The organism is Streptomyces sp. NPDC002144 (assembly GCF_053593695.1).
The window spans coordinates 1-22,193 of record NZ_JBSFDB010000066.1 but is presented as its reverse complement, the minus strand read 5'-3'; the positions used below and the strand labels follow the sequence as shown (position 1 = coordinate 22,193).

The window sequence follows — 22,193 nt, the reverse complement described above, 5'->3', positions numbered from 1 at the left end:
CCCGGTCGGATGAAGCCCACCGGATCGCAGAACCTTCACCGTCGCCGACTCGTAGTGCGTGTGTGAGACCGATCAACGAAGCCGGGACTGGCCGTGGTGGAGATCGCGGCCGCCGATGACGCGACCGCTTTCGCCGTCCAGGAGATGCTCGCCGTGCGGTGCGCGATCGCACCGGCCGACCGCACGGTCCGTGAGCCCGGCGAGCCGGGTGTCCGGCTGCGCTGCTTCCTGGACGTGCGCCAGCACCCCGACGCGTAGCCCGGGCCCCGGGCCGCCGGCCCTCACTCGCCGGGACAACACTGTGGCCCCGAGCCGAGGGCTCGGGGCCACGTACGTGCTGTGGAGGTGAAGGGCGGTCGCCTACGCGGCGAAAGGCAATGCAGGGCTTCAGCCGAACGATCGTCCCTGCATGCAATAGGTGAGGCCCGGGGACACAGTCACCTCCACTCCCACGCCCTCCACAACAGCCCCGGCCCGCCAGGCATTCCCGCCCGGCCGCCCGAGGGCCGTGCGGGGTCAGGCGCTGCGCGGCTTGCGGCCGGCGGTCTTCTTCGCCGCGCTCTTCTTGGCGGTGGTCGTCTTCTTGGCGGTCTTGGCCGCGGTCTTCTTGGCCGGCGTCTTCCTCGCCGTGCTCTTCTTGGCCCGGGACAGGTCGTGGACGTCGGCGTCGGCGGCCTCGCCGCGGGAGGAGCGCGCCTTGTCCACCGACTCCTGCAGGGCGGACATCAAATCCAGCACCTGCCCCGGCTGCTCCGGCTCCGTGGGGGCCTCGGGCAGCGGCTGGTGCTCCCGCTTCGCCTCGATCACCTTCGCCAGGGCCTCGGTGTAGGTGTCCTGGAACTCCTCCCCCGCCAGGTCCTCGCGCGCCATGGTGTCCATCAGCGCCAGGGCGCTCTCGATCTCGTCCTCGTCCACCTCCACCGGCGGCGGGAAGATCTCCGACGGGTCCCGGATCTCGTCCGGCCAGCGCATCGCGTGCAACACCAGCGCACCCTCCAGCGCCCGCACCAGACCGAGGCGCTCGCGCCCACTCCACGCGTACTTGGCGACCGCAACCTTCGACGACCGACCCAACGCCTGCACCAGCAGCTTGTACGGCTTCGCCGCCACCGCACCGTCGGGTGTGAGGTAGTAGCCCTCACCGATCTGGATCGGGTCGACCGACTCCAGCGGCACGAACGCGGCGATCTCGATCGCCTTCGCCGTGGGCAGCGGCAGATTGCTCAGCTCGGCATCGCTGATCGGGACGAACTGATCCTTCGCGTACTCGTAGCCCTTGCCGATCTCCGCGTTGCCGACCTCACGGTCCTCCAGCTCGCAAATCTTCTTCACCCGCACCCGCCCCATGTCCGCAAGGTGGTACTGGTGGAAACGCACCGAGTGGTCCTCGGTAGCGCTCACAACATGGATCGGCACCGTCACGAGACCAAAGCTGATAGCACCTGACCAAATGGTTCGAGGCATGGTTGACCTCCGCAAACGAGCCCCGAGCAGCATCAGCCTACGAGTGCCACTGCTGCCCCGCATGCGCGCGAGCGCCTCGGGTCGCACGCTGGTGTCGTGGCCAGCCCGCAGCTCGGCCGGGTAATGGAGAGTGGGGTGATCACCGTGCCAGGACGCCCTGACTGGCAAGGGTGGGGCGATCTCCATGCGCCGCCGCCCTCACCACCACGAGAGTTGTTCGATGTGCCGCCGGGGATACCGCTCAATGCAGAGCAGCGGGCGCTCATCCTGGATTGGACGGTCAACGAGTACGTCGCCAGGGGCTGGCGCCTGGAATCGCGGTCGCCGGCTCAAGCAGTGATGGCGCGCGGCGAGCCGGTCAACCACGTGCTGCACGCCATCCTGACCGTGTTCACGTGCCTGCTGTGGGGCATCGTGTGGCTCGTGCTGATCGCCTCCAACAAGCAGGAGCGCGTGTCGCTGACGGTCGGCCAAGCCGGAGAGGTCGTCGTAGTGAAAGCACCCGGCGTATGACCAAGCCATGCGGCGACGTCACTAAAGGGCGTTCGACCGGTCCCTGACCTGCCATGGCCAGAGGCCGGTCGGGGGCATGCCGACCGTGGTCAGCCTGCGGCTGGGAGGCCCCCGCGTCGCCGTCCTCATCGGCGGCTCCACGGCGGCCTGACTCAGCCTCCATCGTCGCGCTCGTTAACTGCACCCCAAGAGAGCCGGCGAGCCCCCGGCCGTCGGGTCTTCACTCGGCGGCGGCCCGGCCAACAACGTGTCCAGAAGGGCCTGGTAGCGCTCCAGCCCCTCTGCCCATTCGGGCATGAGGAGATGCTGGACGACGCTCATAGCGACCGCAACTTCGCCGCCGATCCCGAGGACCGGCGCGAAGCCTACGCCAACCCACTGGTCCCACATCTCGTCCGCCATCAGGGTCCGTAGGAGCTCAGGCGCGTTCGCCACGTGCGGCAGCACCATGGTCAGAGCGGTGCTCGCCCTGGTGCAGGCGAGCACCGCCGTGCACAGCCGCGGGCCTTCGGCCTCCTGCACGGCGCGGATCAGGCCGGGCAAGCCGTGCGCCAGGGGGAATTGGGCGAACATGTTTTCACCGGCGAGGGCGGCGTCGCGCTGGGCGGCACGGATGTGCTCGATCATCTCGGGGTTGCCGGGCGTGGCCGCCGCCCACGCGTCTGCCATCTCATCGAACCCGACGTCTTCGATACCGCCGATCAGCATCCGGGCGCCCGGGTCCATCAAGGCCGGGTGGAAGATACTGGACACCGACCGGGACGGTGGCAGCTCGAGCTCGGCGCTGGCCGCGCCCGTACGCAGGAACCCGTCGAGGTCCTGGCGGGGACTGCGCCGGTCCATGAGCATCCTGGATGCCATCTCCCGGCGGGCTTCGAAGGCCTGGTCGGAGTCACCTTGCGGGATCTGACTGAAGTCGATCCCCGCCCTCCGGAACGGCCGCTCGAAGGCGTCGGCCACCGCCGCCCTAAGCCGCACCGTGCTCTCGGGGTGGCGTCCATTGCCCAGAAGACCCAGCCGAACCAGCTGATCTTGCGGCCGCTCTTGGAGATCCCCGCGAGGGCGCCAGCCCGCTGCACGATCTCGGGGCGGAGCTCACCCGTCTCGGGGTCGGTCCACTCCGCGGTCCGCACGGTCTGCTCCGCAGACACGACGCGCCGTCGCTACGCGACGGCAACTCCCTTGCTCCGCAAGGGAGTTGACTAGCCGTCACTCCGTGACGGCTGAATTGCTCCGCAATTTCAGCCGTGAATTCGCTCCCCGAATTCACGGCAAGCGCGCGTAGACGGACGGGGTGGCGCCGTTCTGAAAAACTTGAGAGAACCTTACATCCGCTCAAGAAAACCACCCCTACTACAAATACCGAGTTCCTCGAATCCCTCTCCCCGGCATTCCGGACTGACTTCCCATCAACTCTTCTATTTCCAATGGATACTAAAATACGACTTCGAATGAATCCCGACGGTTCGCCCGGTCGGATTCATGGCACATCAGTAATCCCTTCTACTTCCCTCGTTGCTATTCCAGAGGCCAGCTTGAACAGGACTCTTCAAATCCCTTTCAAATAACGATGCATGAAATCCACTCAAGTCTGCCTGAATTCCAGCTGATTCCTTCGGACAAAAGTACGCTCTCGCGCTGTTCCCGGCATCCCTTAGCCACAGCCCAACCGACGCGCCCACAGCCATGATCACCCGCAGGACGCGTCAGCACCCGAGCGCGGAGGCTTCCGCCAACACGTAATCCTGACGCTCGGCCTCGATCCCCAATGCCGCCGCGCCGCTAAGCCCGCCCCCCTCGTCTCTCATTCGGCTTGGGAGCAGCGGCAGTAGAGGGGAGGTCAGCAGCGAACTACGCGCCCGCAGGCCCTTGACCTGGGATGACGAGAAGGCCGGCCAGGGCGGCCGCAACGTGGCAACGCTTGACGCAGCATCAGGGCGCAACGTCTATCAGCAACGTGAAGCGCTCGACCTCGAGGTGGTGGCGCTGGGTGTGGAGGAGGCCATCACCAAGTGCGAGTAGCGACGCCATGGCCTGACAGCATCCACGGCGGCGCACCTGCTGTGGGTAGACGCTGTTGTGGGAGAAAGCCCAACTGGAGCAGGCCTGGTGGAGGCTCTGGCCGAAGATCAGGCGGCCGCGGATGGCCGACGGCTTACCCGAGACGTGAAAATGACGAGCAGCTGGGCCAGGCTGTCGCCCATATGGTGGCGAGAGCTAAGTGCAACAACACAAAGTCCCTTGATGGCCCATCGTTCGATGTGTCGACCGAGTACTGCAACGCCGAATCTGTAGCTTAGGTGTGTGCGCAACGATCTGATCAAATCTGCCAAGTCTGGCTCCATCCTGGACATGCGCCCCAAGAAGCGGTTTGCCGCACGACACAGGGGCCTCAAAAACGTGTCGGCATCCTGCATCCGATCCCTCTTGCTCGGCCGTTCAGGCGGAATCCTCGATCCGCGGGGGGTTCGCTTGCGAGGGGCGCGAATTATCGGCCAACTCGACCTCAGCGACGTACGCTTTGAACTTCCCCTCCACTTGATGGACTGTCATTTTGACGAGTTCGTCATCCTTGAACGTGCGAGCATGTCCAGTTTGTCCTTTCGAGGATCCAATATGCCTGGTCTGCGTGCTGACGGTCTCCGGGTCAACAGCGACTTCTCATTGGATGACGTGACAGTCACCGGGCACAGCAAAGATGGTGCTGTGCGGTTGCAGGGAGCCAGAATCGCCGGACAGCTATCTGCGCGGCATGCGGTCATTTCCAACCATGCTGGCCCAGCGCTGCACGCCGACAACCTCGGGGTCGGAGAAATGCTTGTCCTGGACAACCTGGTGGCTACCGGCCACAGCAAGGGAGGTGCCGTACGGCTACCGGAAGCCCACATCGTCGGCCAGCTATCCATGAGCAGTGCCAAGATCGAAAACTATGATGGTCCTGCTGTACAGGCTGATGGCCTTGCTGTCAATGCACCAATAATGCTGAACCAACTAAAGGCTACCGCGCATACCGAGGACGGTGCCGTTCGGCTACTGAATGCTCGCATCACTGGTGAGCTCAATCTCGTGAAAGCCATCCTGGGAAACGAGTTGGGCCCTTGCCTGGCGGCTGACGGACTCCACGTGGACGGCAATATTGTGGTCGGGGGACTCAATGCCGCGGGGCATGGGGAGCTTGGCACAGTTCGACTGGTCAATGTCCAATGCCGGGGCAGGCTTTCGGTCCGGGGAGCCCGAACGGTGGGAGCTACGCTGACCAATCGAGATGGCCCTGCCCTACGCGCGGACCGAATTCGGGTCGAGAGTGACGTCTTCCTGGCTGACCTGACAGCCAAGGGCAGCGGCAAGCGCGCGACGCTTCGCTTCCCCGGAGCCCACATCGCCGGCGACCTGACAGTGAATGGGGCTGTGACTGCAGTCGGTGAGCAACGTGAGCTTCTGGACCTGCAACACGCCAAGGTCGACGGACAGCTTTCCTTGTTCCATGAGCCTTTCTGGCAAGACGCCTTTGACCAGCCAAATGAGCACAGGCCGAGGCTTCTCCTCAATGGTTTCACGTACGCCGCCAAGTTTAAGAAGCCGCGTCCCGAAACGTGGCTGAAGGTACTGCAGACATGCATGCCACACTATGTCCCTCAGCCGTACCGGCAACTGGCAGAAGCACTCGGGGCCGACGGAGATGAGGAGCAGGCCAAGAGGGTCCTCATCGCCCAGCAGGACGCCCTTCACGCCACCTTGTCCGGTTGGTGGGCGAGGGTAGGACATCGGGTGTCCGGTATGACCGTGCGCTACGGCTATCGCTCTGGCCGCGCTCTAGCCGGCCTTGTCTGCGTGCTGGCCATTTCCTGGGTGGTCATGGTTGTAGCGGCAACCTTTGGGGTGCTGGTCCACTCTGCAAAGCATGGAAGCATCCATTGCGGCGTCGTCGAGAGCTTGGGAGAGGCTCTCAACCGGACCGTGCCTCTACTCAGGTTCTCCGTCTACGGCAACTGTGAACTAACTAGGGCCAAACCTGCACAAGCCGTGTACCTGGGGGCGCTGTTGCTGCAAGCTCTGGGCTGGGCCTTCCTCACGCTGTTCGTCGCTGGCTTCACGGGAATCATCCGCAAGCCAAATGCGTAAGGGCTCGCAGAAAAGCGTCCGCGCGGTGCCCGGTTGCGGCTTCGGCCACCCACAGATCAGCGCCAATCCCGACATCGATCATCGCCGACTCGCTGATCTGCAGCCCTAGCGTCGCCGGACCGCGGGGCCAAGCCGACCGCGTTTGAAGCCGATTCCGCACGACACATCCCAGTCGTCCTGACGCCGCGCCGTCGGAGCCGACGTCTTGTCCCGGGCGCGCTCAGGAGACGGGATCGCACGGGCAGCCATGCCCCTTGCGCAATCCCGCCCGGCTCCGCGGGCCCGTACACTCCGCAGCTGGCATCCCAACCCAGCGTCGCCGCGGGGGCGGCAGCGCGAGCCGAAACGCGACCTCCTCACGCCCGGCAGCGGGGCGGGGCAGACCTCACGCCGTCCAGGCCGGTCACCGCGCGACTGGCCCGCCGCGCTTCACGTGACGGGCGCGGCCGTACGCCGGCGGAGTGCCTGGCCGTTTCACGGCACTGTCGACACCGACGAGCAACCGGACGCCCAGCGACTGATCCGACCCCTGGACGGGGTGGAGCGGCGCGAGGCCGTCGCGCTGGCCGACAGCACGGTCCGCCTGGCCAGGGAGGTCCAGCGAATCGAGCAGGGCATGGGCCGTGGTGTGCGCGACGGCGAGGACTACTGCGCGGTCCTGCTGCTGGCCGCCAAGCTCGCCACGGCCATCCACGAAGCCCCCACCTGGCCCTGTTCTCCCCCGCGACCTAGGCGCAGCTGAAGCTGAGCCGGGACATCGCCGGCCGCCTAGCCGGGGCGCTGAACGACAACCCGTTCGTCCTGCACCCCGTGGACGCCGCGCCGGTACAGATCCGGGCGGCCGTGGCGCAGGCTCGCGCCGCCGCCCAGTTCCTGGCGGCCCAGTACAGCGACGGCGTCAGCCTCCGGCTCGCGGTGCAGGCGCTGTTCGAGGACGTGGGGTGGGGTGACGAGGACCGCACCGACGACGCCGAACAGGCGTGGCAGAAGCTGGGCGAGCATCTCGGGTTCGTCAGCACGCGCCCGGAGAAGCTGTACGGCACGGGCCCGGACAACCTGTGGGCGCTCTCGGCGGCGCGGCAGGCGGTGTGCGATCTGAAGACGGGGTGCACCACCGACACGATCGCGAAGAAGGACATGGACCAGCTCGGCGGCAGCGTCCGCTGGCTCAATCGTCACAACGCGGAGGTGGAGGCCCTGGGGGCTTCTTGGGCTCTCCATGCCTGACCATTGACGCCTGAACGCGATGTTTCAGCATTGAGATGCGAAGGCCAGCCGACGCGTAAGCCAAACCGTAAGCCAAACAGGGACCGCGCCGTGCTCCGGCATTCACTGCAATCTATAGTTTGAGTTGGAGGCGGAGATAAGTATTGAAGGCGCTGCCGCCGTCTGTCACATTAACTTACCGGGGACGAGTGAAGGGCCTGATGGGTTGATCAGACTACTCGCAGCGGTCTTCAGTATTGCGCTATGTCTCTTTGCCTGGGTATGGGTAGCGGTGACCCTGAAAGAAGGAAGTCAAGAGGGTCCCGTTGCTCTACTGACATTTGCGTTTACTCCACCTGTCGCGATCTTTGCGGGGTACACGCTTTATGGCACGTTGCGGATGCTGCGCCTTCAACGCACAGCTCAGGAAGTAGCAGATGATCTAGCGCTCAATGTTGAAAGGGTTGACGGAGTTCAATACCGCCAACTACTAGGCAGCGGCCATGAAGCTCCGAGGGGTCGTATCAACCTCTCTTTCAGTCAGACCGTCACACATCAAGCTGGTACGCGAATTGAACGGGGACTAGAGGACATCAGCGAGATTTATCTCCAAACACGACCCATCAGGGTAATCATCACTGGCTTGGCTGGTGGTCACCCTTCTGGTGCGGCAGATGCCCACCAGCCAGGCAGCCAAGATGCAGGTACAGGAAAAACCGTTCTGGCCTTATCATTGGTTCTCGATCTCGCCCGAAATCACAAATCCACGGGTCTTGTACCAGTATGGCTACCTGCCCCCTCCTGGCGTGGGCAAGAGATTAGCATTTGGATCAAGGATCGACTTCATGATGTGTATGGCCTTGGACGAGGAGACTCCGAACTCATCGTCGAAGCAGGCCTTGTTCTTCCAGTCATCGATGGCTTGGACGAGCTGGAGTCCGGCATTCTTCCTGGCTACAACGGACGTGCAGCGGCGCTGCTTCGCGCTCTCCAACGATTCGAGACAGGTGGTGAGTTGCGCCCGGCAGTGGTTACCTGTCGCCATGACTTCTATCAAGCTTTGGTCGATTCCGGGACCTCGTTTCGGGCCGACGCTCACATCACCTTGAACCGAATCAGTCCCGAGCTTGCTCGTCGATTTCTGGAGCATCGTGTAGCGGCCACTGCGGTGGGGCGGAGGCGCTGGGGTCCGGTCCTCAAAGCGTTGCAGATAGCTGCAGGTGATCCAGTTCAAAAGGCGCCCGGCGGCGCTGCCAGAGCTCATTCCGTTGCTAGCGCACTCGAAACCCCATGGCGTCTGATGTTGGCGGTCACTGTTTTTGAAGAGCAGAAGGGAGGCTTGTACCTCCGCGACCCGGCCGCCCTCATCACACTCGCTATCAGCGGTCGTCTCCATAGGTACCTTCTCGATCGGTACATCGATGCCGCAGTGGCCGCACCTCATCACGCTAGAGAAGACATCGAGGTTTATAGGGGCAGACGCGGCGAGCCTAGGTTGCCGCGCTTGGACGCGGCAACTACCTGGGGTCAGCTGGCCCAAATCGCGGATTACCTGAATACAAACAGAAGACTGCAGCGCAAGGTTTGGGACCGTCGGCTGAGTGGTAGCGAGATTGTCCTGCATGAGCTGTGGCCTCTTGCAGGTGCGGGACGTGTCCGCTGGATCTCACGAGTGCTAGCTCTACTCTTGGTCCTCGTATTCGGCGCTGTCATGGTGTGGCTTGGCACTGCGACGCATCCTTGGACTGTAGTTGTTTGGGTAGTAGCAGTCGCAGCTTCATTTCTGAACAAGGCGTGGCCGCAGGCGCATCGGATCGAAGTTCGTCGACTTAGCCCTCGAACCGGTGGGCTTAGACTGCTTGCCGGCCTTGGGGCCGGCTGCTTGTCTTCGCTTTTGATTGGCTTGGTATTCGGCGCCCTCGGCTTCTTAGGTGGTCTTACGTTTGAGCTGGGTGGCGGACTCAAGGGCGGATTTTCAGCCGGTCTAGTTTTCGGCCTTTCTGGTGGTATCTGGGTTGGAGTTGCCACCGGCCTCACCTCCTGGCTCCTCGCCCCACAAAGCAAGCCCGTCACAGATCCTCGTGCGTTGGTGCGCGGTGACTGCATCACCGCACTTGTCTTCGGCCTGGCCTTCGGAATTTTAACGGGGCTTCTGGTCGGCTTCGCAGTAGGGCCTACAGCCGGGCTAGTAGTTGGAACCGTGGTTGTCCCGGTCATTGGGTTCGAGAACGAATGGGGTCAGGTGTCCATCCGGTATTTCGCATTCTTGCTGTGCACGCGTGGCAAACTTCCCTGGCGGCTGGGGAGATTCCTGGATAGCTGTTATCGGTTGGACATCCTACGTGTAGCAGGGGCTGCCTGGGAATTTCGGCATCGCGAACTTCAGGATCATCTTGCGAATTGGCCATCTCACCCGAACCGCTCGCAGTCCTGAGGGCTCGGAACTGGATCTTGCTGAGGTGTCCTGGTCGGGCGTGACCGACGGCTGGCGTCCCCGTTATGTTCTTCGCGGTTCCGCAATGGGGCCGCTGGCCTCCGGGCCCGGCATGACTGTGTCCCTGTCCGCCAGCCCCGTCCTCTTCCGGATCCCGGGCGACGAGACGGGCGCAGCCGACTTCATGGAGAGGTGGATCTGTACGCTGCGCAAACGGTCTCCGGCCGGGTGAGAGCCGGGCAGCGACGTGGTCTAAGAAGGCAAGGGTGGGTTCGCGTACAGCCGTGCTTGCGGGTGGAGGCTGCTGGAATCCGGTGCTCCACCAAGGTCATCGGGAACGCGCGCCCCATCGGAAGTCCTGGCCTTCTCGCGGTAGCGGCACTCGGGTACCGGCCGACGCCCAATGGAAGTAGCTGGGTTCTCGGTTGCCGCGATACGGGCCGAGTCGCGGAAGGCGCAGAGTGGAGCCTGTCTCCGGTAGCTGCAGCAGGTAGTCGGCATCGCCGGGGTGGCCCATCACGCAGGTGATCTCGCTGACCGTCCAGGCGGCCTGGTTCACCAGGTCCGTGCCTTTGGCGTTGAGGATCCGCTCGGCGAGCGGGCCGGCCTCGTAGTCGTCGGTCGGCTGCGCGGCGCCCACGACCATGAGCACGGCGATCTGTCCGGAGAGGGGGAAGAGTACGCCCTTGAGGTCGAGGATCGTGTCGTGCATGGGGACGTAGCCCTTGTCGTTGAGGACGAACCGAGGCGCGGCTGTGCCGCGGCGTATGAGGGCGTAGCGTGCGTTGGCCATCCACTGGCGTGTCTCTCGGAACGTGGTCTGCCGCTGGCGTTGCACGTGGTCATGTTCCGGGGCGGGCACGCCGTCTTCCTGGATGTAGGCGACGGCGACACGGTCGTAGTCGGGGTGTCGGATGGCCTGTGCCTGGATGTGCAGCAGGATGGTCATCCAGTCGTCCGTGGTGAAGCTGTCCTGCTCAAGGGCGCGGATCGCGGCGGGCAGAGCTCCCTCGTACTCCTGCCAGATGGTCTCGGCGAAGTCGGCCGGCAGATCGCTGGTCGGGGTGTACACGTCGTAGAGCCCGTACTGGTAGGCGATGTTCTCCGCCTTCAACGGCCCGAACACCTTCTTCGGCTCCTTCCGCCGGCGCACGCACACTTTCGCGTGCCGGAGGCCGCGGACCGTCTGGCCCGTCTCCGGCATGCCGAAGCCGCCGATCAAAGCTGCGGGCAAGTAGTGCGGTTTGGGAGCCATACGCGCCATTGTGCCCTCCACCACTGACACGCCTGGCCGGCCCCGAAGGCGTCGCGCTCCACCGCTGCCGGCGACGGCGTGGCGACGTCACGGACCGGGCTCACCGACGTCGCCCGTGCTGGTACGAGCAGACGGGAGGGTGCTGCCGTTTCGGGCCCGCCGAATTGGATAAAGAGGCGGAATTCCGTGACCTCAGCGGGTGTGACCTGTGGTGATGAGAGATGAAGGCATCCTATGAGAGGGGTACGTCCGTGTGGACACAGGTGCCGGAATGGGGTTGATCGGCCTGGCCCGCCGGGCTGGGCAGGTGCCACGATCGAGGCCTCGCCAAGGCCCGCGGGTAGCTCGCCCGCAACAGCCGTGGGCCGAGCCGTATCTGTTGCACTATCAATTCAAGGAGCACCATGTTCGTCTTCTCCGCCCGTCTGGCCACGGCCGGTGCGGACGTCGCGGTGGCCGCCGAGTGCGGCATCGCGGACCCGCGCGCCGACCGCCTCCCGGCCCGTGACGCCGTCGTCATCGTCATCGTCGTCCTGGCCGTCACCATGCTGGCCGCGACCGGCCACGAGGTGCCCGCCGTGCTGAGTGTGCTGGCGGGCGCGGGCGCCGGGCGGCTCGCGCGTGCCCGGCCGGGGCTGCGTATGAACGTGGACCACCTGTTCGGCAGGGTGCTCTGAGATGGCCGGCCGGCCGCTCAGCCCCGTCCCGGTCAGCACGCCCCCTGCGCTGCGGACTCTCGTCCAGCGGCTGCGCGACGCCAAAGAGGCCTCGGGCGAGACCTTTGAGACGCTCGCGAAGGACAGCAAGATCTCGCAGAGCGTCGTACGCCGTGCCCTGGCAGGAAAGGGCGTGCCCCTGCTGGCGACCGTGAAGGCCATCGCCCGCGCCTGCGACCGCAAGGAGGATGACCTGGCACGGATCTGGTACGCCGCGAAGGCGGAGGAGATCCTGCCGGGTGCGCGGAAGCTGGGCCCGATGATGGTCAGCTCGCCTGCCGAGTTCGTCGAGGCGATGATCTTCCTGCGGATCGAGGGCGGGTATCCGCCGCTGCACCAGCTCGAGAAGACGGCGGGCAGCGCCGAGGACGGCCGGAGACGGTTGCCGCACTCGACCCTCCACCTCGTCCTGCACAGACAGATCCCTCCCACCGAGAAGCTGTTCACCGCCTTCATGGAAGCCCTGACCGTGCCTGCCGCCCACAGGCGGAACTGGCTGGAGGCCCATCGCCGTCTCTTCGCCGACGTCCCCGCGCGGCGCGCCTGGGGACAGCCGCCTCCCCCCGTCGTACGCGATGAGCCGGCTGCTCTCACCTCCTGCGAGGCCGCCGACCGTGCACTCACGCGGATGGAGCACGACGAGGAGATCAAACGGAGAACCGGACAGCTGAAGGAGCCGGACGACTACGAACTCCTCGGCCTCGGCCACCTCAACTCCTCAGCGTCCGACTACCAGTGGCCGGATGCGGCAGAGCTCGCCGCCTGGGAGGCCGAGGCAGCGGCCCAGCCGCCTTCCCAGACGGATGTCGACCTGCGCGAGAAGCTGCGCGCGATGATCGACCGCAGCGAACCCGCCTGACGCGCGGGGTCGGCCAGTCACCTCGCACCAGCCGGTCTCAGCGCAGCGGTTCCCAGCAGCATGTCAGCGCTGCACGGCTCGGCGAAGCCAGGGCTGGAAGCAGGAAGAAGCGTCTGGGGAGAACTGTGACAGCAGGGCATTGCGGACCGTGCCGCTGGCCAAGGAGCTGGCCTCGTCCCTGATCAACCAGGCGCGGACAGGGCTGGATGAAAATCAGGCGGACAACTCTGCGGCCGCGGCGGCAGGGCCGAAGACGCGGCCGGCTATGCGCAAGGCCAGCCGAGAGTGGTGCACAGGTCCTCAAGGACCTGCCGGTCGGCTGCGGTCAGATGGGGTGAGAGACCGACGCCGATGTCGATCAGGCCCAGCTGGTCCAGGCTCTGGCGCATGACGGCCAGCCCGGCAAAGGGGTAGTCGGGCGTGAAGTACTCACAGGCGGCGAGTCGCGCGGCCCACACGCCGCCGGGACGCATCCACGCTGCACCGTAGCGGGAGACGTCGACCGCGAGGAGCACCGGCGCACCGTCCAGGGAGCGGCCCTGGGCCGCCTTCTGCGCGCCGCGGCCGGCTTCGAACGCGGCGTACTCGGCCGCGCCCAGCGGGCCGTCAAGTATCCCGGCGGTGACTTCCCAGCCCACCGCGCCGTTTCCCGGACAGACCTGGACAGTTATCTCCACAGGTCCCGCGTTCTTCGGGTCCTCGACCCGGATGACCTCGGCTACGGCCGGGCTGCCCGTGCCGAGGGCATCGGCCTGGGTGCGCACGACCGCCGCGGCCTGGTCGGCGACTTCTGGCTGCAGACGGCTGGGATAGCGGTCGAAGGCCAGATCCACGTCGAACCGGCCGCCGTTGGCCGCCTCCACGCGCTCGACGAGTTCGTTGATGCTCTGCGGTGCCCGGGCTGTGACCTCGACCCCGGCCCAGATGGCGCCGGACCTGGTAAGCAGGAAGTCGGGGTTCACAATCTTGGTGTCCCCGAGCTCGTAGGCGATCCCAGCATCGGCGAGGGCGAGGGCGAGCGCGAACTCGGCCCGCATCTCGAGAAGTTGCCCCATTGAGGTCAGCTGCCCGAACTCCGCGATCTTCCTGCGCCAGCGAGGATCGCCGGCGGCCGTGGCGTCGAGTGCGGCCGCCATCGTCTCCAGGGCGTCCAGCCCGACGAGGACAGCCGGGTTCGTCCTTGCGGCGGCTTCCATGACCCGTACGGGGTGAGTGGGCGAAGCGCCGGTGAGCCACCGCTGGAGCACCGGGCGGGAAGCGGAGGACTGGGAAGTGTCGTTGGTCATCGTGCCGATCTCCTCGATCTCGCCCGGCCGGTGACCGGGGGTGGGCAAGCCGCCGGTGGGATCAGGTCGACCGTCCCGGTGCCGGTGGACCGCGTCCGCAACCGTCAGAAGCAGGACTCCCCCGACAGCAACCGACGTTCGACAAGACCGATTATCTCGGGCGTCATGCCTGCCGGCGTCGCCGCGGTGGCCGCGCCTGCCGCCATCCTCGCCGCCGTCATTGCTATCGGTGAACGCCGTTGAAAGGCGATGCCCAGTCGGATTGTGCCGCTGGTGGCGGTGGACTACAGCGGGCCTCTGCCGGCCTGGATGGGCGCCGCCATCCGCCGGCGGCGCGGTGACAGCGGGCCGCCCGGGTGGAGGGACGATCTGTGACGGCTGCGGCGGGAACAGCAGCGCGCCTCGCGTCGCTGGCGAACTGGGGACCGCGCCCGCTATGCGGTTCCGCCTTTAGCCCAGGGAAGCCACCGCCTGCGGCCGACCGCCGGGGTCTCGCGCCCTCCGGCAGAGGGCGTGTCCTGTTCTCCTCCTGAGTGGGCCTGGCCGAGCACAGCGGCCTGCACGGCCGGCCAGTTCTGCGTGCGCCACCAGCGGAACAGGTCGCCGGAGGCGATCACGGGAAACGGGAGCGCGTCGAGGACCCTACGCTGATACACCTCAGCCGGGCGTTCGGTGGGGTCGAGGCGATGCTGGTGGTTGACGATCAAGGCAGCGCAGGTGACGGGCTGACCGGGCCGGAGTTGCGGCCATTTCTCCAGATGGCGTTGAAGCTGCGAGATCAGTTTCTCCCCCGCGTTCCCCGCGGCGGCCTTCACCTCGACCAGGCAGGTGGACCCGTTCAGTACGGCGAGCAGGTCGGCGGACAGGGGGCCGCCCAATTCTTCGTCCAGATCAGTGACGGCGAAGCCGGCTGCACGCAGTACCACGGCCACGGCGTCTTCCAGCTCCTTGGCGCTGCCGTACAGCAGACCGGACCGCATGGGTTCGGCCTCCTGTCGCGCCCGCTTCAGTTCGCCCTCCAGGCGGGCTTTGTCCTCCAGGTAGCGGCGCTCCAACTCTTCGCGGGCGCTGCGTGCTTGCGTCTCCGCGGGTGTCTCCAGGGCGGGATCGACATGGTGGCGTGCACGGACGCGGCGCAGTGCGGCCGGTACGTGCTCGGGAAGGGCGCGCTGGACGAGCCAGTCGACCACCTGGTTCCAGTCGACCCCGTCAGGGATCACGTACCAGATCTGCTGCCCGTCGCCGGACGTCCAGCGTGCGACGACGGGCTTGTCCAGGCTGTCGACGAGGATCGGCACCAGTTCGCCCTCGGGCTCGCGAACCGTCGTTCCGCGCGGGCCTTCCAAGGCGCTCGCCTGCAAGGTCATCGCCCACCAAGGTGCATCGGCGGGGCGGTTGAGCAGTCTCAGTCCTAGGTCGCGGTCGGCCGCGTCCAGGCCGGGGGCCAGGGAGACTTCCGCCTCCGCGAGCAGCCGCTCGCCGACGATCGCGCCGGCGAAGTTGCGGAAGTCCACGCGGCCGCCGGGCCGGCCGAAGACCGACCACCCGCGGTCCTCGTCATCGTCCGCCGTGCCCATCGTGGCGATGATGAGCGCGGGCTCGCCGCGCGAGGCCGCCCCGGATAGGAACCTGTTGAACTCGTTGGCGCCGCGATTTGAGAAGTGGCTCGGGTTGATGGCGGCGGCGCAGGTGCTGGTGTCCGTGTCGAGCCAGCGCGGCTCGGCCCCATGCTTGGTCCAGGAGATGCCCGCGTACTTGGCCGAGGCCGCGTAGCGGTCGCGTACGTAGTCGTTGGTCTGTGGACCGGGCTTTTCCATCGGGGCGGGGTCGTGGACAGCGATGTGTACGGGGACGAGCCCGTTGGGAGACGAGGTGTGCGCGGCCATAGCCGAACCGTAGCGGCCCGGTGCGACACCGCCGCCAGCAGAACACAGCCCTACTCGCGCCGGTGGTACGGGGTCGGCAGCCTTGCCGCGCGGGGACACGCCAGCACGCCGAGCGGCAGGGGAAGGAGCCTGCGTGGGTTCTGACCTGCTCTTTCTCGATAACTGTCATCCGTGAGGTAATTGCCGATGACCCTGTTCGAAGTGCAGGAATGGCTCGGACACCGGACTCCCGAAGCCACCGCCCACTACGCGAAGATCACCCCGAACACCCTCGCCCGGGCCTACAACGACGCCGGCTACTTCGCCCGCAACGTCCGCACCGTCGAAGTCCTCGTCGACCGCGACGCCGTCGCGTCCGGAGCCGCCGCGAACGGCGACCCCTGGCAGTACTACGACCTCGGCCACGGCTGGTGCACCTACACGTTCTTCGAGCAGTGCCAGCACCGCATGGCCTGCGCACGCTGCGACTTCTACACCCCGAAGGCCTCCAGCAAGGGCCAGCTCCTGGAGGCCAAGGAGAACCTGCAGAAGATGCTCGCCGCCATCCCCCTGACCGACGACGAACGCGCTGCCGTCGACGACGGCCAGGCGGCCCTCGACCAGCTACTGGAGCGACTCACCGACGTCCCCACGCCAGCGGGTCCCACTCCGCGTCAGATCGGTGTTCCCGCCACCGCGACCCTGCTGCCGATCGTCGACGTCAGGCAGGGCAAACCAGCAGGAAGTTGACAAAGCTGATTCCACAGAACGCCGTGGGACCGCATCTACGCATTCTTCCGCCGCTGGCGCGACCATGGCCTGGTCAAGGAGTTCCACGACCGGTTGCGTGCGATGGTCCGCGAGGAGCTGGGACGGGACGCGCAGCCGACGGCCGCAGTGATCGACTCGCAGTCCGTCAAAGCGGACGCCGTCGTCGGCTCGGACAGCCGGGGCTTCGACGGCGGCAATTATATGGGGGCGTCGGTTATGGCGAGTTCGGGTGGCTATGGCTGGCTGACGTTGGCGAATTCGGAACAGGGATGTCATAACGGCGGCCTTGCGCGGTCTCCTTCGAAGAGGTTCTCGAAGGAGGCACGCTCATGGTCAGGGCAGCGACAGATGGTCGGTATCCGGTGCGAGTGTCGGGGCCGCTGGCCCTGTTGGTTCATCCGTTCCGGTTGGAGTTGATGCAGCACGGGTTCACGCCGCGGTCCTCCGAGGATCGCGCATACATACTGGCGGACCTGAGTCGGTGGCTGGAACGTGAAGGGCTGGATCCAGGGCAGTTGACCGCCGAGCGGGTCGGGGAGTTCGTGCAGGCACGGCGGGACGCCGGGCACCGACGGTGGCTGACGGACCGGTCGTTGCGGCTGATGCTCGGCTTTCTGCGGGACGCTGGTGCCATCCCGCCGCAGGAGCACGGCACGGTCGAAAGCCCGGTCGAGGGTGTGCTGGAGGAGTACCGCAGCTATCTGCTGCGTGAGCGGCGGCTCGGCGAGGGTACGGTCCGCGGACGTGTCGACGTCGCCCGCAGGTTCCTGACCGCACAGCTCGTCGAGGGCCAGCTTCGGCTGGACCTGCTGAGCCCCGAGTCGGTGGTCGGCTTCGTCCTGGATACCTCGAAGCAGTACGCCACCGGATCGATGAAGGGGGTGACGTCGAGTCTTCGGACACTGCTGCGGTTCCTGTTCGTGACCTCGGCCGTTGACCGGGACTTGGCCGCGGCGGTGCCGTCGGTCGCTGGATGGCGGCTGAGCCGGCTGCCGGCCGGCACGGACGTGGTGCCGGTCCTGCTGGGAAGCTGCAATCGGACCACCGTAGTGGGGCGGCGGGACTTCGCGGTTCTGCTGTTGATGGCACGGCTGGGCCTGCGGGCGGTCGAGGTGTCCCGGCTGTGTCTGGAGGATCTGGACTGGCGCGGCGGCGAACTGGTGGTCCGGGGAAAGGGCGGACGGGTCGACCGGATGCCGCTGCCCGCGGATGTCGGCGCCGGGCTGGCCGACTGGCTGCGGCACGGCCGGAGGCCGTCCGTGTTCCGCGAGGTGTTCCTGCGCACCGTCGGCCCGGACGCGCCAATGGCACGGCAGTCCGTGGTCATGGTGCCGCGCTGCGCTTCACGCCGCGCCGGCATACCTGTCGTCGCCGCGCACCAACTGCGACACCGCGCCGCCTGCCAGGTGCTGGCCGGCGGCGGAACCCTCGGCGAGGTCACGCAACTGCTGCGTCACCACAGCGAGGACACCACGGCGATCTATGCCAAGGTCGACATGGCGGCGCTGGCACCGGTCGTGCGTCCCTGGCCGACGGCGAGCGAGCGGTGAACGGCATCCGGGACCACGCCGAACGCTATCTGACGATCCGCCGGAACTTGGGCTACAAACTCAAGGTCGAGGGCCGGATGCTCGGCCAGTTCGTCGGCTTCCTGGAGGAGCGCGAGGACTCGCACCTGACGGTCCAGGCCGCACTGGAGTGGGCCGTTCTGCCGGACGGAGCCGATCCGGCCTGGTGGGCGGCCCGGCTGACGGTGGTCCGCGAGTTCGCCCGCTTCCTGGCGACTTTCGATGAACTCACCCAGATCCCGCCGCCGGGCCTGCTGCCCCGTGACGCCGGTCGAACGACGCCGCCGTATCTGTATTCGCAGGCGGAGATCACCGCGCTGATCCACGCGGCCCGGCACCTGGCCCACCCCCTTCGCGCGGCGACGTTCGGGTCCTTCATCGGGCTCATGGCCGCGAGCGGGATCCGCACCGGAGAGGCGATGGGACTGGACCGGTCCGACCTGGACCTGGACCGCGGCGTCCTGCTGGTGCGGGGAACCAAGTTCGGCAAGTCCCGGCTGGTCCCACTGCACCCCACCACCGTCGAGCAACTCGCCGACTACCAGCGCCGACGCGACGAGTTGTGTCCACGCCCGTCCACCGAGGCGTTCTTCCTCTCCGGAGCCGGCACCCGGCTCAACCACACCAACGCCAGCAAGACCTTCACCCGCCTGCTGAAGACCGCCGCCATCAACGCCCCGGCCGGCGCGGCCAAGCCCCGCCTCTACGACCTGCGCCACACGTTCGCCGTCACCACCTTGGTGAACTGGTACGCCGCCGACGCCGACGTCGCCCACCGGCTCCCGGCACTGTCCACCTACCTCGGACACGTCAGCCCGGCAACCACCTACTGGTACCTGCACGCCTGCCCGCAGCTGATGACAGCCGCGGCCGAACGCCTCGACCGGACCTGGAAGGAATCACCGTGACCACTCTGGCCTCTGTCATGCAGGGCTTCTTCACCGAACGGCTGGCCCAGCGCCGGGTCAGTGCCCACACCGTCGCGGCTTACCGCGACACGTTCCGCCTCCTGCTGGAGTACGCCCGCCGGCAACTCGGCCGCCCGCCGTCGGCGCTGGAGCTTACCGAGATCGACGCCGTGTTCGTCGGCGGCTTCCTGGACCATCTCGAACACGACCGGAACAACAGCGTGACCACCCGAAATGCCAGACTGGCCGCGATCCACTCGCTGTTCGCCTATGCCGCCTACCGCTGCCCGGAACACGCCCTGCTGATCCAGCGCGTCCTGGCGATCCCGCAAAAGCGCCGCGACTGCACACTCGTGTGCTTCCTCAGCCACGAGGAGACCGGGGCGCTGCTGGCGGTCCCGGACCAGTCGACCCTCCTGGGGCGACGGGAACACCTCCTGCTGCTGGTCGCGACACAAAGCGGACTGCGCGTCTCGGAGCTGACCGCACTCACCTGCGCCGACGCCGAACTCGGCACCGGCGCCCACCTGCGCTGCACCGGCAAGGGCCGCAAACAGCGCTGCACCCCGCTGACGAAACCCACCGCCCGCCTGCTCCAGCGATGGATCACCGCCCGCAACGCAGCCCCGGACGCCCCGCTGTTCCCCAACCGCGTCGGCGGACACCTCAGCCGCGATGCCGTTGCCGACCTCCTCCGCAAGTACCTGCCCGCTGCCACGAAGCGATGCCCGGCCCTGGCCAGCAAGAACGTCACCCCGCACACTCTTCGCCACACGGCGGCCATGGCATTGCTGACTGCCGGCGTCGACACCTCCACCATCGCGCTCTGGCTCGGACACGCGAGCACCAAGGCCACCGACGTCTACCTGCACGCCGACCTGGCGATGAAGGAACGTGCCCTGGCCCGCACCGCACCCCGCGACACCGCCGCCAAACGCTATCGGCCAACCGACAGCCTGCTCACCTTCCTGGAGAACCTGTAGTTATCGCCGGCCTCAGCCCCTACACACCGCCATCCACCAGCTCCGATCGGCCCGACCCGCCATAACCGACGCCCCCAGATAATTCCCTTTATCCCGGCACCGGGATAAAGGAAAGCTCATCAACGGCCGCAAACGGCACGTCCTGGTCGACACCCTCGGCCTGCTGCTGGGTGTGATGGTCACCGCCGCGGATGTCGGCGACCGCACAGCGGCCCAGGTCCTGCTCAAGCAGGTCGCAGGCGCCCACCACCGCCTCGAACTGGTCTGGGCCGACGGCGGTTACACCGGCAGCCTCGTCGAGTACTGCCTGGCCACGTTCGCCCTGGTCCTGGCGATCGTCAAACGCAGCGACGACATGCGCGGCTTCGTGGTGCTGCCCAAGCGGTGGATCGTCGAGCGCCTCTTCGCCCACCTGATGCGAAGCCGCCGCCTAGTGCGCGACTTCGAGCGGCGCACCACCAGCGCGGAGGCGATGATCTACTGGTCGATGACCCTGCTCATGACCCGCCGCCTGGCCCGGCCACACCCGCAGCGAGGGTGAACCGGCCCGGCTGCCGTTCGGCCAGCCAACCCCGCGCGACCAGGCGTTTCGCCTTCGACCGCAGTGCCTCCACCCGCGCCGGCACCACGTCCATGCCGAACGCCGCGGCCATCTCTTGGCAGGTCAACGGCCCTTGACGGAGCCGGTCCCGGTCCGCGAGCGCCGTGAGGATGCGCTGGTAGTCCACCGACAGCACCGACCAGGCCAGCCCCTCACACCACACCGGCACCCGCGACTTCGACTTCGCCGCGGTCGGCACCTGCGACGTCCTTCCGGTCTGCTCCTCGGCGGCCGGCACGGTCTCTTCGGCCGGGGCGTGGTCCTGCCCGCTCTCGTCTACGGGGGCCAGCACCTCGCCGACCCGCGAGCAGGCGATGGCCCACTCCTTCCATTCCCGCTCGGCCACGGCCAACTCGGCCTGGATGCGGTCGGCTGCCTCCCGCAGTTCGTTCACACGACGGCGAGCACCCAGTTCACGCTGTTCCAACAGCCCGACCACCGACGGCATCCACGACCTCCCGGAGAGCGACAGCACGACAGGCCACAACTCCCACGGGATCACCGACCCTATGCCCGACCAGCGGAAACGCAGTCCTCAAGTCCGGAAAGACAACAGCTACTCACCTTGCTTTCGGGTCAGAGTCCTTCCAGACGAGCACAGGCCCGACCGTGCTGGTGACGGTGACAGGCTGACAGTTCTGGTTCAGCGCAGCCGCACCCGCATGCCGCGATCCTTGCCGCTGGCGCCGGTGGGCATCCTGCTCGCGTGCCTGCACGCGCGGCTCGAAGCCGACACCGTAGAGCCCCAGGGGGCGACCGGCGCCCCGGAAGGGTGGGCCTCGGCGTTGTCACTTGCGGCTGGTAGAACTGCCATGCAGATCAAGGGCGCTGGACGCGCGGGATACCTCGTATGGCGGGAGCAGGCAGGCACGTGCGGACCAAGGACAACCACCTCACCGAGCTCTACGGACTCCCCGCCTTCACGTTCCCCGAGGAGCGGGACGCGGCCGGCGTCGTGCTGCCCGAGGCCGACGCCGTGGCCTGGCGGATCGGATACGAGCGATGGACTTCCGGCGAGCTGTGGGAGGACACCTTCGAGCGGCTGTGCGCGGCCGTGGACAGCGCGCGCATCCGCGCGCTGATCATCGGCATCTGGGGAGACCCGGAGGACACCGAACCCGTCGAGGTCATGGAGGCGTTCCTGGGCGCGCAGGACCGGCTGACCGGGCTGCGATCCCTCTATTTCGGCGACATCACCGACGAGGAGTGCCGGATCTCCCGGATCGGCCAGACCGACGTCACGCCGCTGCTCGCGAGCTATCCGGCCCTGGAGGAGTTCTCGGTCCGGGCCGGCGAGTCCTACGACATGAAAGGGCTGCACCCGCTCAGGTTCCCCCGCATACGCCACGACGCGCTACGCAGGCTCGTCGTCGAGAGCGCGGGGCTGCGCGGCCACGTCCTGCGCGGGGTGGGCGAGAGCGAGCTGCCCGCGCTGGAGCATCTCGAACTGTGGCTGGGGGCGCGCGAGGACGGGGGCGACGGCGAGATCGCCGACCTCGCGGGGATCCTGTCCGGGAACCGGCTGCCGCGGCTGCGGAGCCTCGCCCTGCGTAACAGCGAGATGCAAGACGAGGTCGCGGCGGCTGTGGGGGCCGCGCCCATCGTCGCCAGCCTCGACGTGCTCGACCTGTCGCTCGGCACG

The 22,193-nt window shown here is 66.8% G+C and carries 20 protein-coding genes and 1 pseudogene; 15 read left to right on the top strand and 6 right to left on the bottom strand.

Features of this window, described 5'->3' with window-relative positions; all coding sequences use genetic code 11:
* The first annotated feature begins 87 nt into the window (after positions 1–87).
* Complete coding sequence (locus ACWCQ1_RS46065; RefSeq protein ID WP_358608789.1) at positions 88–258, top strand: DUF6207 family protein; 171 nt, start codon at positions 88–90, stop codon at positions 256–258.
* 258 nt (positions 259–516) lie between these two features.
* Here the strand turns inward: ACWCQ1_RS46065 and ku are convergent, their stop codons facing one another.
* Positions 517–1,464: a non-homologous end joining protein Ku gene (gene ku / locus ACWCQ1_RS46060; RefSeq protein ID WP_451029365.1), complete on the bottom strand. Its 948-nt coding sequence runs from the start codon at positions 1,462–1,464 to the stop codon at positions 517–519.
* A gap of 96 nt (positions 1,465–1,560) precedes the next feature.
* On the opposite strand from ku, the gene ACWCQ1_RS46055 reads away from it, so the two are divergent.
* Positions 1,561–1,977, top strand: coding sequence for a hypothetical protein (locus ACWCQ1_RS46055; protein ID WP_451029364.1), 417 nt, complete (start codon positions 1,561–1,563; stop codon positions 1,975–1,977).
* A gap of 174 nt (positions 1,978–2,151) precedes the next feature.
* Here the strand turns inward: ACWCQ1_RS46055 and ACWCQ1_RS46050 are convergent, their stop codons facing one another.
* A complete protein-coding gene (locus tag ACWCQ1_RS46050; protein ID WP_451029363.1) occupies positions 2,152–2,937 on the bottom strand; it encodes a hypothetical protein in 786 nt (261 codons plus the stop codon).
* A gap of 909 nt (positions 2,938–3,846) precedes the next feature.
* Here ACWCQ1_RS46050 and ACWCQ1_RS46045 point away from each other — a divergent pair.
* From ACWCQ1_RS46045 to ACWCQ1_RS46025, 5 genes are all read left to right on the top strand, one after another.
* Complete coding sequence (locus ACWCQ1_RS46045) at positions 3,847–3,999, top strand: hypothetical protein (RefSeq protein ID WP_451029362.1); 153 nt, start codon at positions 3,847–3,849, stop codon at positions 3,997–3,999.
* A 282-nt stretch (positions 4,000–4,281) separates the two neighbouring features.
* Positions 4,282–6,099 carry a hypothetical protein gene (locus ACWCQ1_RS46040; RefSeq protein WP_451029361.1) on the top strand — a complete coding sequence of 606 codons (1,818 nt, stop codon included), beginning with the start codon at positions 4,282–4,284 and terminating at the stop codon, positions 6,097–6,099.
* Between the two features lie 433 nt (positions 6,100–6,532).
* Positions 6,533–6,841 (top strand): hypothetical protein, encoded by a 309-nt coding sequence (locus ACWCQ1_RS46035; protein ID WP_451029360.1) that lies wholly within the window; start codon positions 6,533–6,535, stop codon positions 6,839–6,841.
* Positions 6,842–6,909: 68 nt separating this feature from the next.
* Complete coding sequence (locus ACWCQ1_RS46030; RefSeq protein WP_451029359.1) at positions 6,910–7,326, top strand: hypothetical protein; 417 nt, start codon at positions 6,910–6,912, stop codon at positions 7,324–7,326.
* Between the two features lie 271 nt (positions 7,327–7,597).
* Positions 7,598–9,739: a hypothetical protein gene (locus ACWCQ1_RS46025; protein ID WP_451029358.1), complete on the top strand. Its 2,142-nt coding sequence runs from the start codon at positions 7,598–7,600 to the stop codon at positions 9,737–9,739.
* Between the two features lie 328 nt (positions 9,740–10,067).
* On the opposite strand, the gene ACWCQ1_RS46020 is transcribed toward ACWCQ1_RS46025, so the two are convergent.
* Complete coding sequence (locus ACWCQ1_RS46020; protein ID WP_451029357.1) at positions 10,068–10,994, bottom strand: hypothetical protein; 927 nt, start codon at positions 10,992–10,994, stop codon at positions 10,068–10,070.
* A gap of 404 nt (positions 10,995–11,398) precedes the next feature.
* On the opposite strand from ACWCQ1_RS46020, the gene ACWCQ1_RS46015 reads away from it, so the two are divergent.
* Together ACWCQ1_RS46015 and ACWCQ1_RS46010 are read left to right on the top strand one after the other, a co-directional pair.
* Positions 11,399–11,671, top strand: coding sequence for a hypothetical protein (locus tag ACWCQ1_RS46015; RefSeq protein WP_451029356.1), 273 nt, complete (start codon positions 11,399–11,401; stop codon positions 11,669–11,671).
* A gap of 1 nt (position 11,672) precedes the next feature.
* Positions 11,673–12,569: a helix-turn-helix domain-containing protein gene (locus ACWCQ1_RS46010; RefSeq protein ID WP_451029355.1), complete on the top strand. Its 897-nt coding sequence runs from the start codon at positions 11,673–11,675 to the stop codon at positions 12,567–12,569.
* 263 nt (positions 12,570–12,832) lie between these two features.
* Here ACWCQ1_RS46010 and ACWCQ1_RS46005 read toward each other — a convergent pair whose 3' ends face one another.
* On the bottom strand, positions 12,833–13,855 hold the full coding sequence (locus ACWCQ1_RS46005; protein WP_451029354.1) for a hypothetical protein: 1,023 nt from the start codon (positions 13,853–13,855) through the stop codon (positions 12,833–12,835).
* 434 nt (positions 13,856–14,289) lie between these two features.
* On the bottom strand, positions 14,290–15,741 hold the full coding sequence (locus ACWCQ1_RS46000) for a hypothetical protein (RefSeq protein ID WP_451029353.1): 1,452 nt from the start codon (positions 15,739–15,741) through the stop codon (positions 14,290–14,292).
* Between the two features lie 186 nt (positions 15,742–15,927).
* On the opposite strand from ACWCQ1_RS46000, the gene ACWCQ1_RS45995 reads away from it, so the two are divergent.
* The 5 genes and pseudogenes from ACWCQ1_RS45995 to ACWCQ1_RS45975 all read left to right on the top strand — a co-directional run.
* The gene (locus ACWCQ1_RS45995; RefSeq protein WP_451029352.1) at positions 15,928–16,470 is read left to right on the top strand and encodes a hypothetical protein; all 543 of its coding nucleotides are present in this window, start codon (positions 15,928–15,930) and stop codon (positions 16,468–16,470) included.
* Between the two features lie 536 nt (positions 16,471–17,006).
* Positions 17,007–18,041 (top strand): tyrosine-type recombinase/integrase, encoded by a 1,035-nt coding sequence (locus tag ACWCQ1_RS45990; protein WP_451029351.1) that lies wholly within the window; start codon positions 17,007–17,009, stop codon positions 18,039–18,041.
* The gene (locus ACWCQ1_RS45985) at positions 18,038–18,967 is read left to right on the top strand and encodes a tyrosine-type recombinase/integrase (protein WP_451029350.1); all 930 of its coding nucleotides are present in this window, start codon (positions 18,038–18,040) and stop codon (positions 18,965–18,967) included. The genes ACWCQ1_RS45990 and ACWCQ1_RS45985 overlap by 4 nt, the downstream gene beginning before the upstream one ends.
* A complete protein-coding gene (locus ACWCQ1_RS45980) occupies positions 18,964–19,950 on the top strand; it encodes a tyrosine-type recombinase/integrase (protein WP_451029349.1) in 987 nt (328 codons plus the stop codon). Before ACWCQ1_RS45985 ends, ACWCQ1_RS45980 begins: the two co-directional genes overlap by 4 nt.
* 109 nt (positions 19,951–20,059) lie before the next feature.
* Positions 20,060–20,491 (top strand): annotated as a pseudogene (locus ACWCQ1_RS45975) (transposase); the annotation flags it as partial.
* On the opposite strand, the gene ACWCQ1_RS45970 reads toward ACWCQ1_RS45975, so the two are convergent.
* Positions 20,448–20,999, bottom strand: a complete 552-nt coding sequence (locus ACWCQ1_RS45970) for a hypothetical protein (protein WP_451029348.1) — start codon at positions 20,997–20,999, stop codon at positions 20,448–20,450. The pseudogene ACWCQ1_RS45975 and the gene ACWCQ1_RS45970 sit on opposite strands and share 44 nt — an antisense overlap.
* A 423-nt stretch (positions 21,000–21,422) precedes the next feature.
* On the opposite strand from ACWCQ1_RS45970, the gene ACWCQ1_RS45965 reads away from it, so the two are divergent.
* Positions 21,423–22,193, top strand: a 771-nt coding sequence (locus ACWCQ1_RS45965; protein WP_451029347.1) for an STM4015 family protein, incomplete at its 3' end; no start/stop codon positions are given.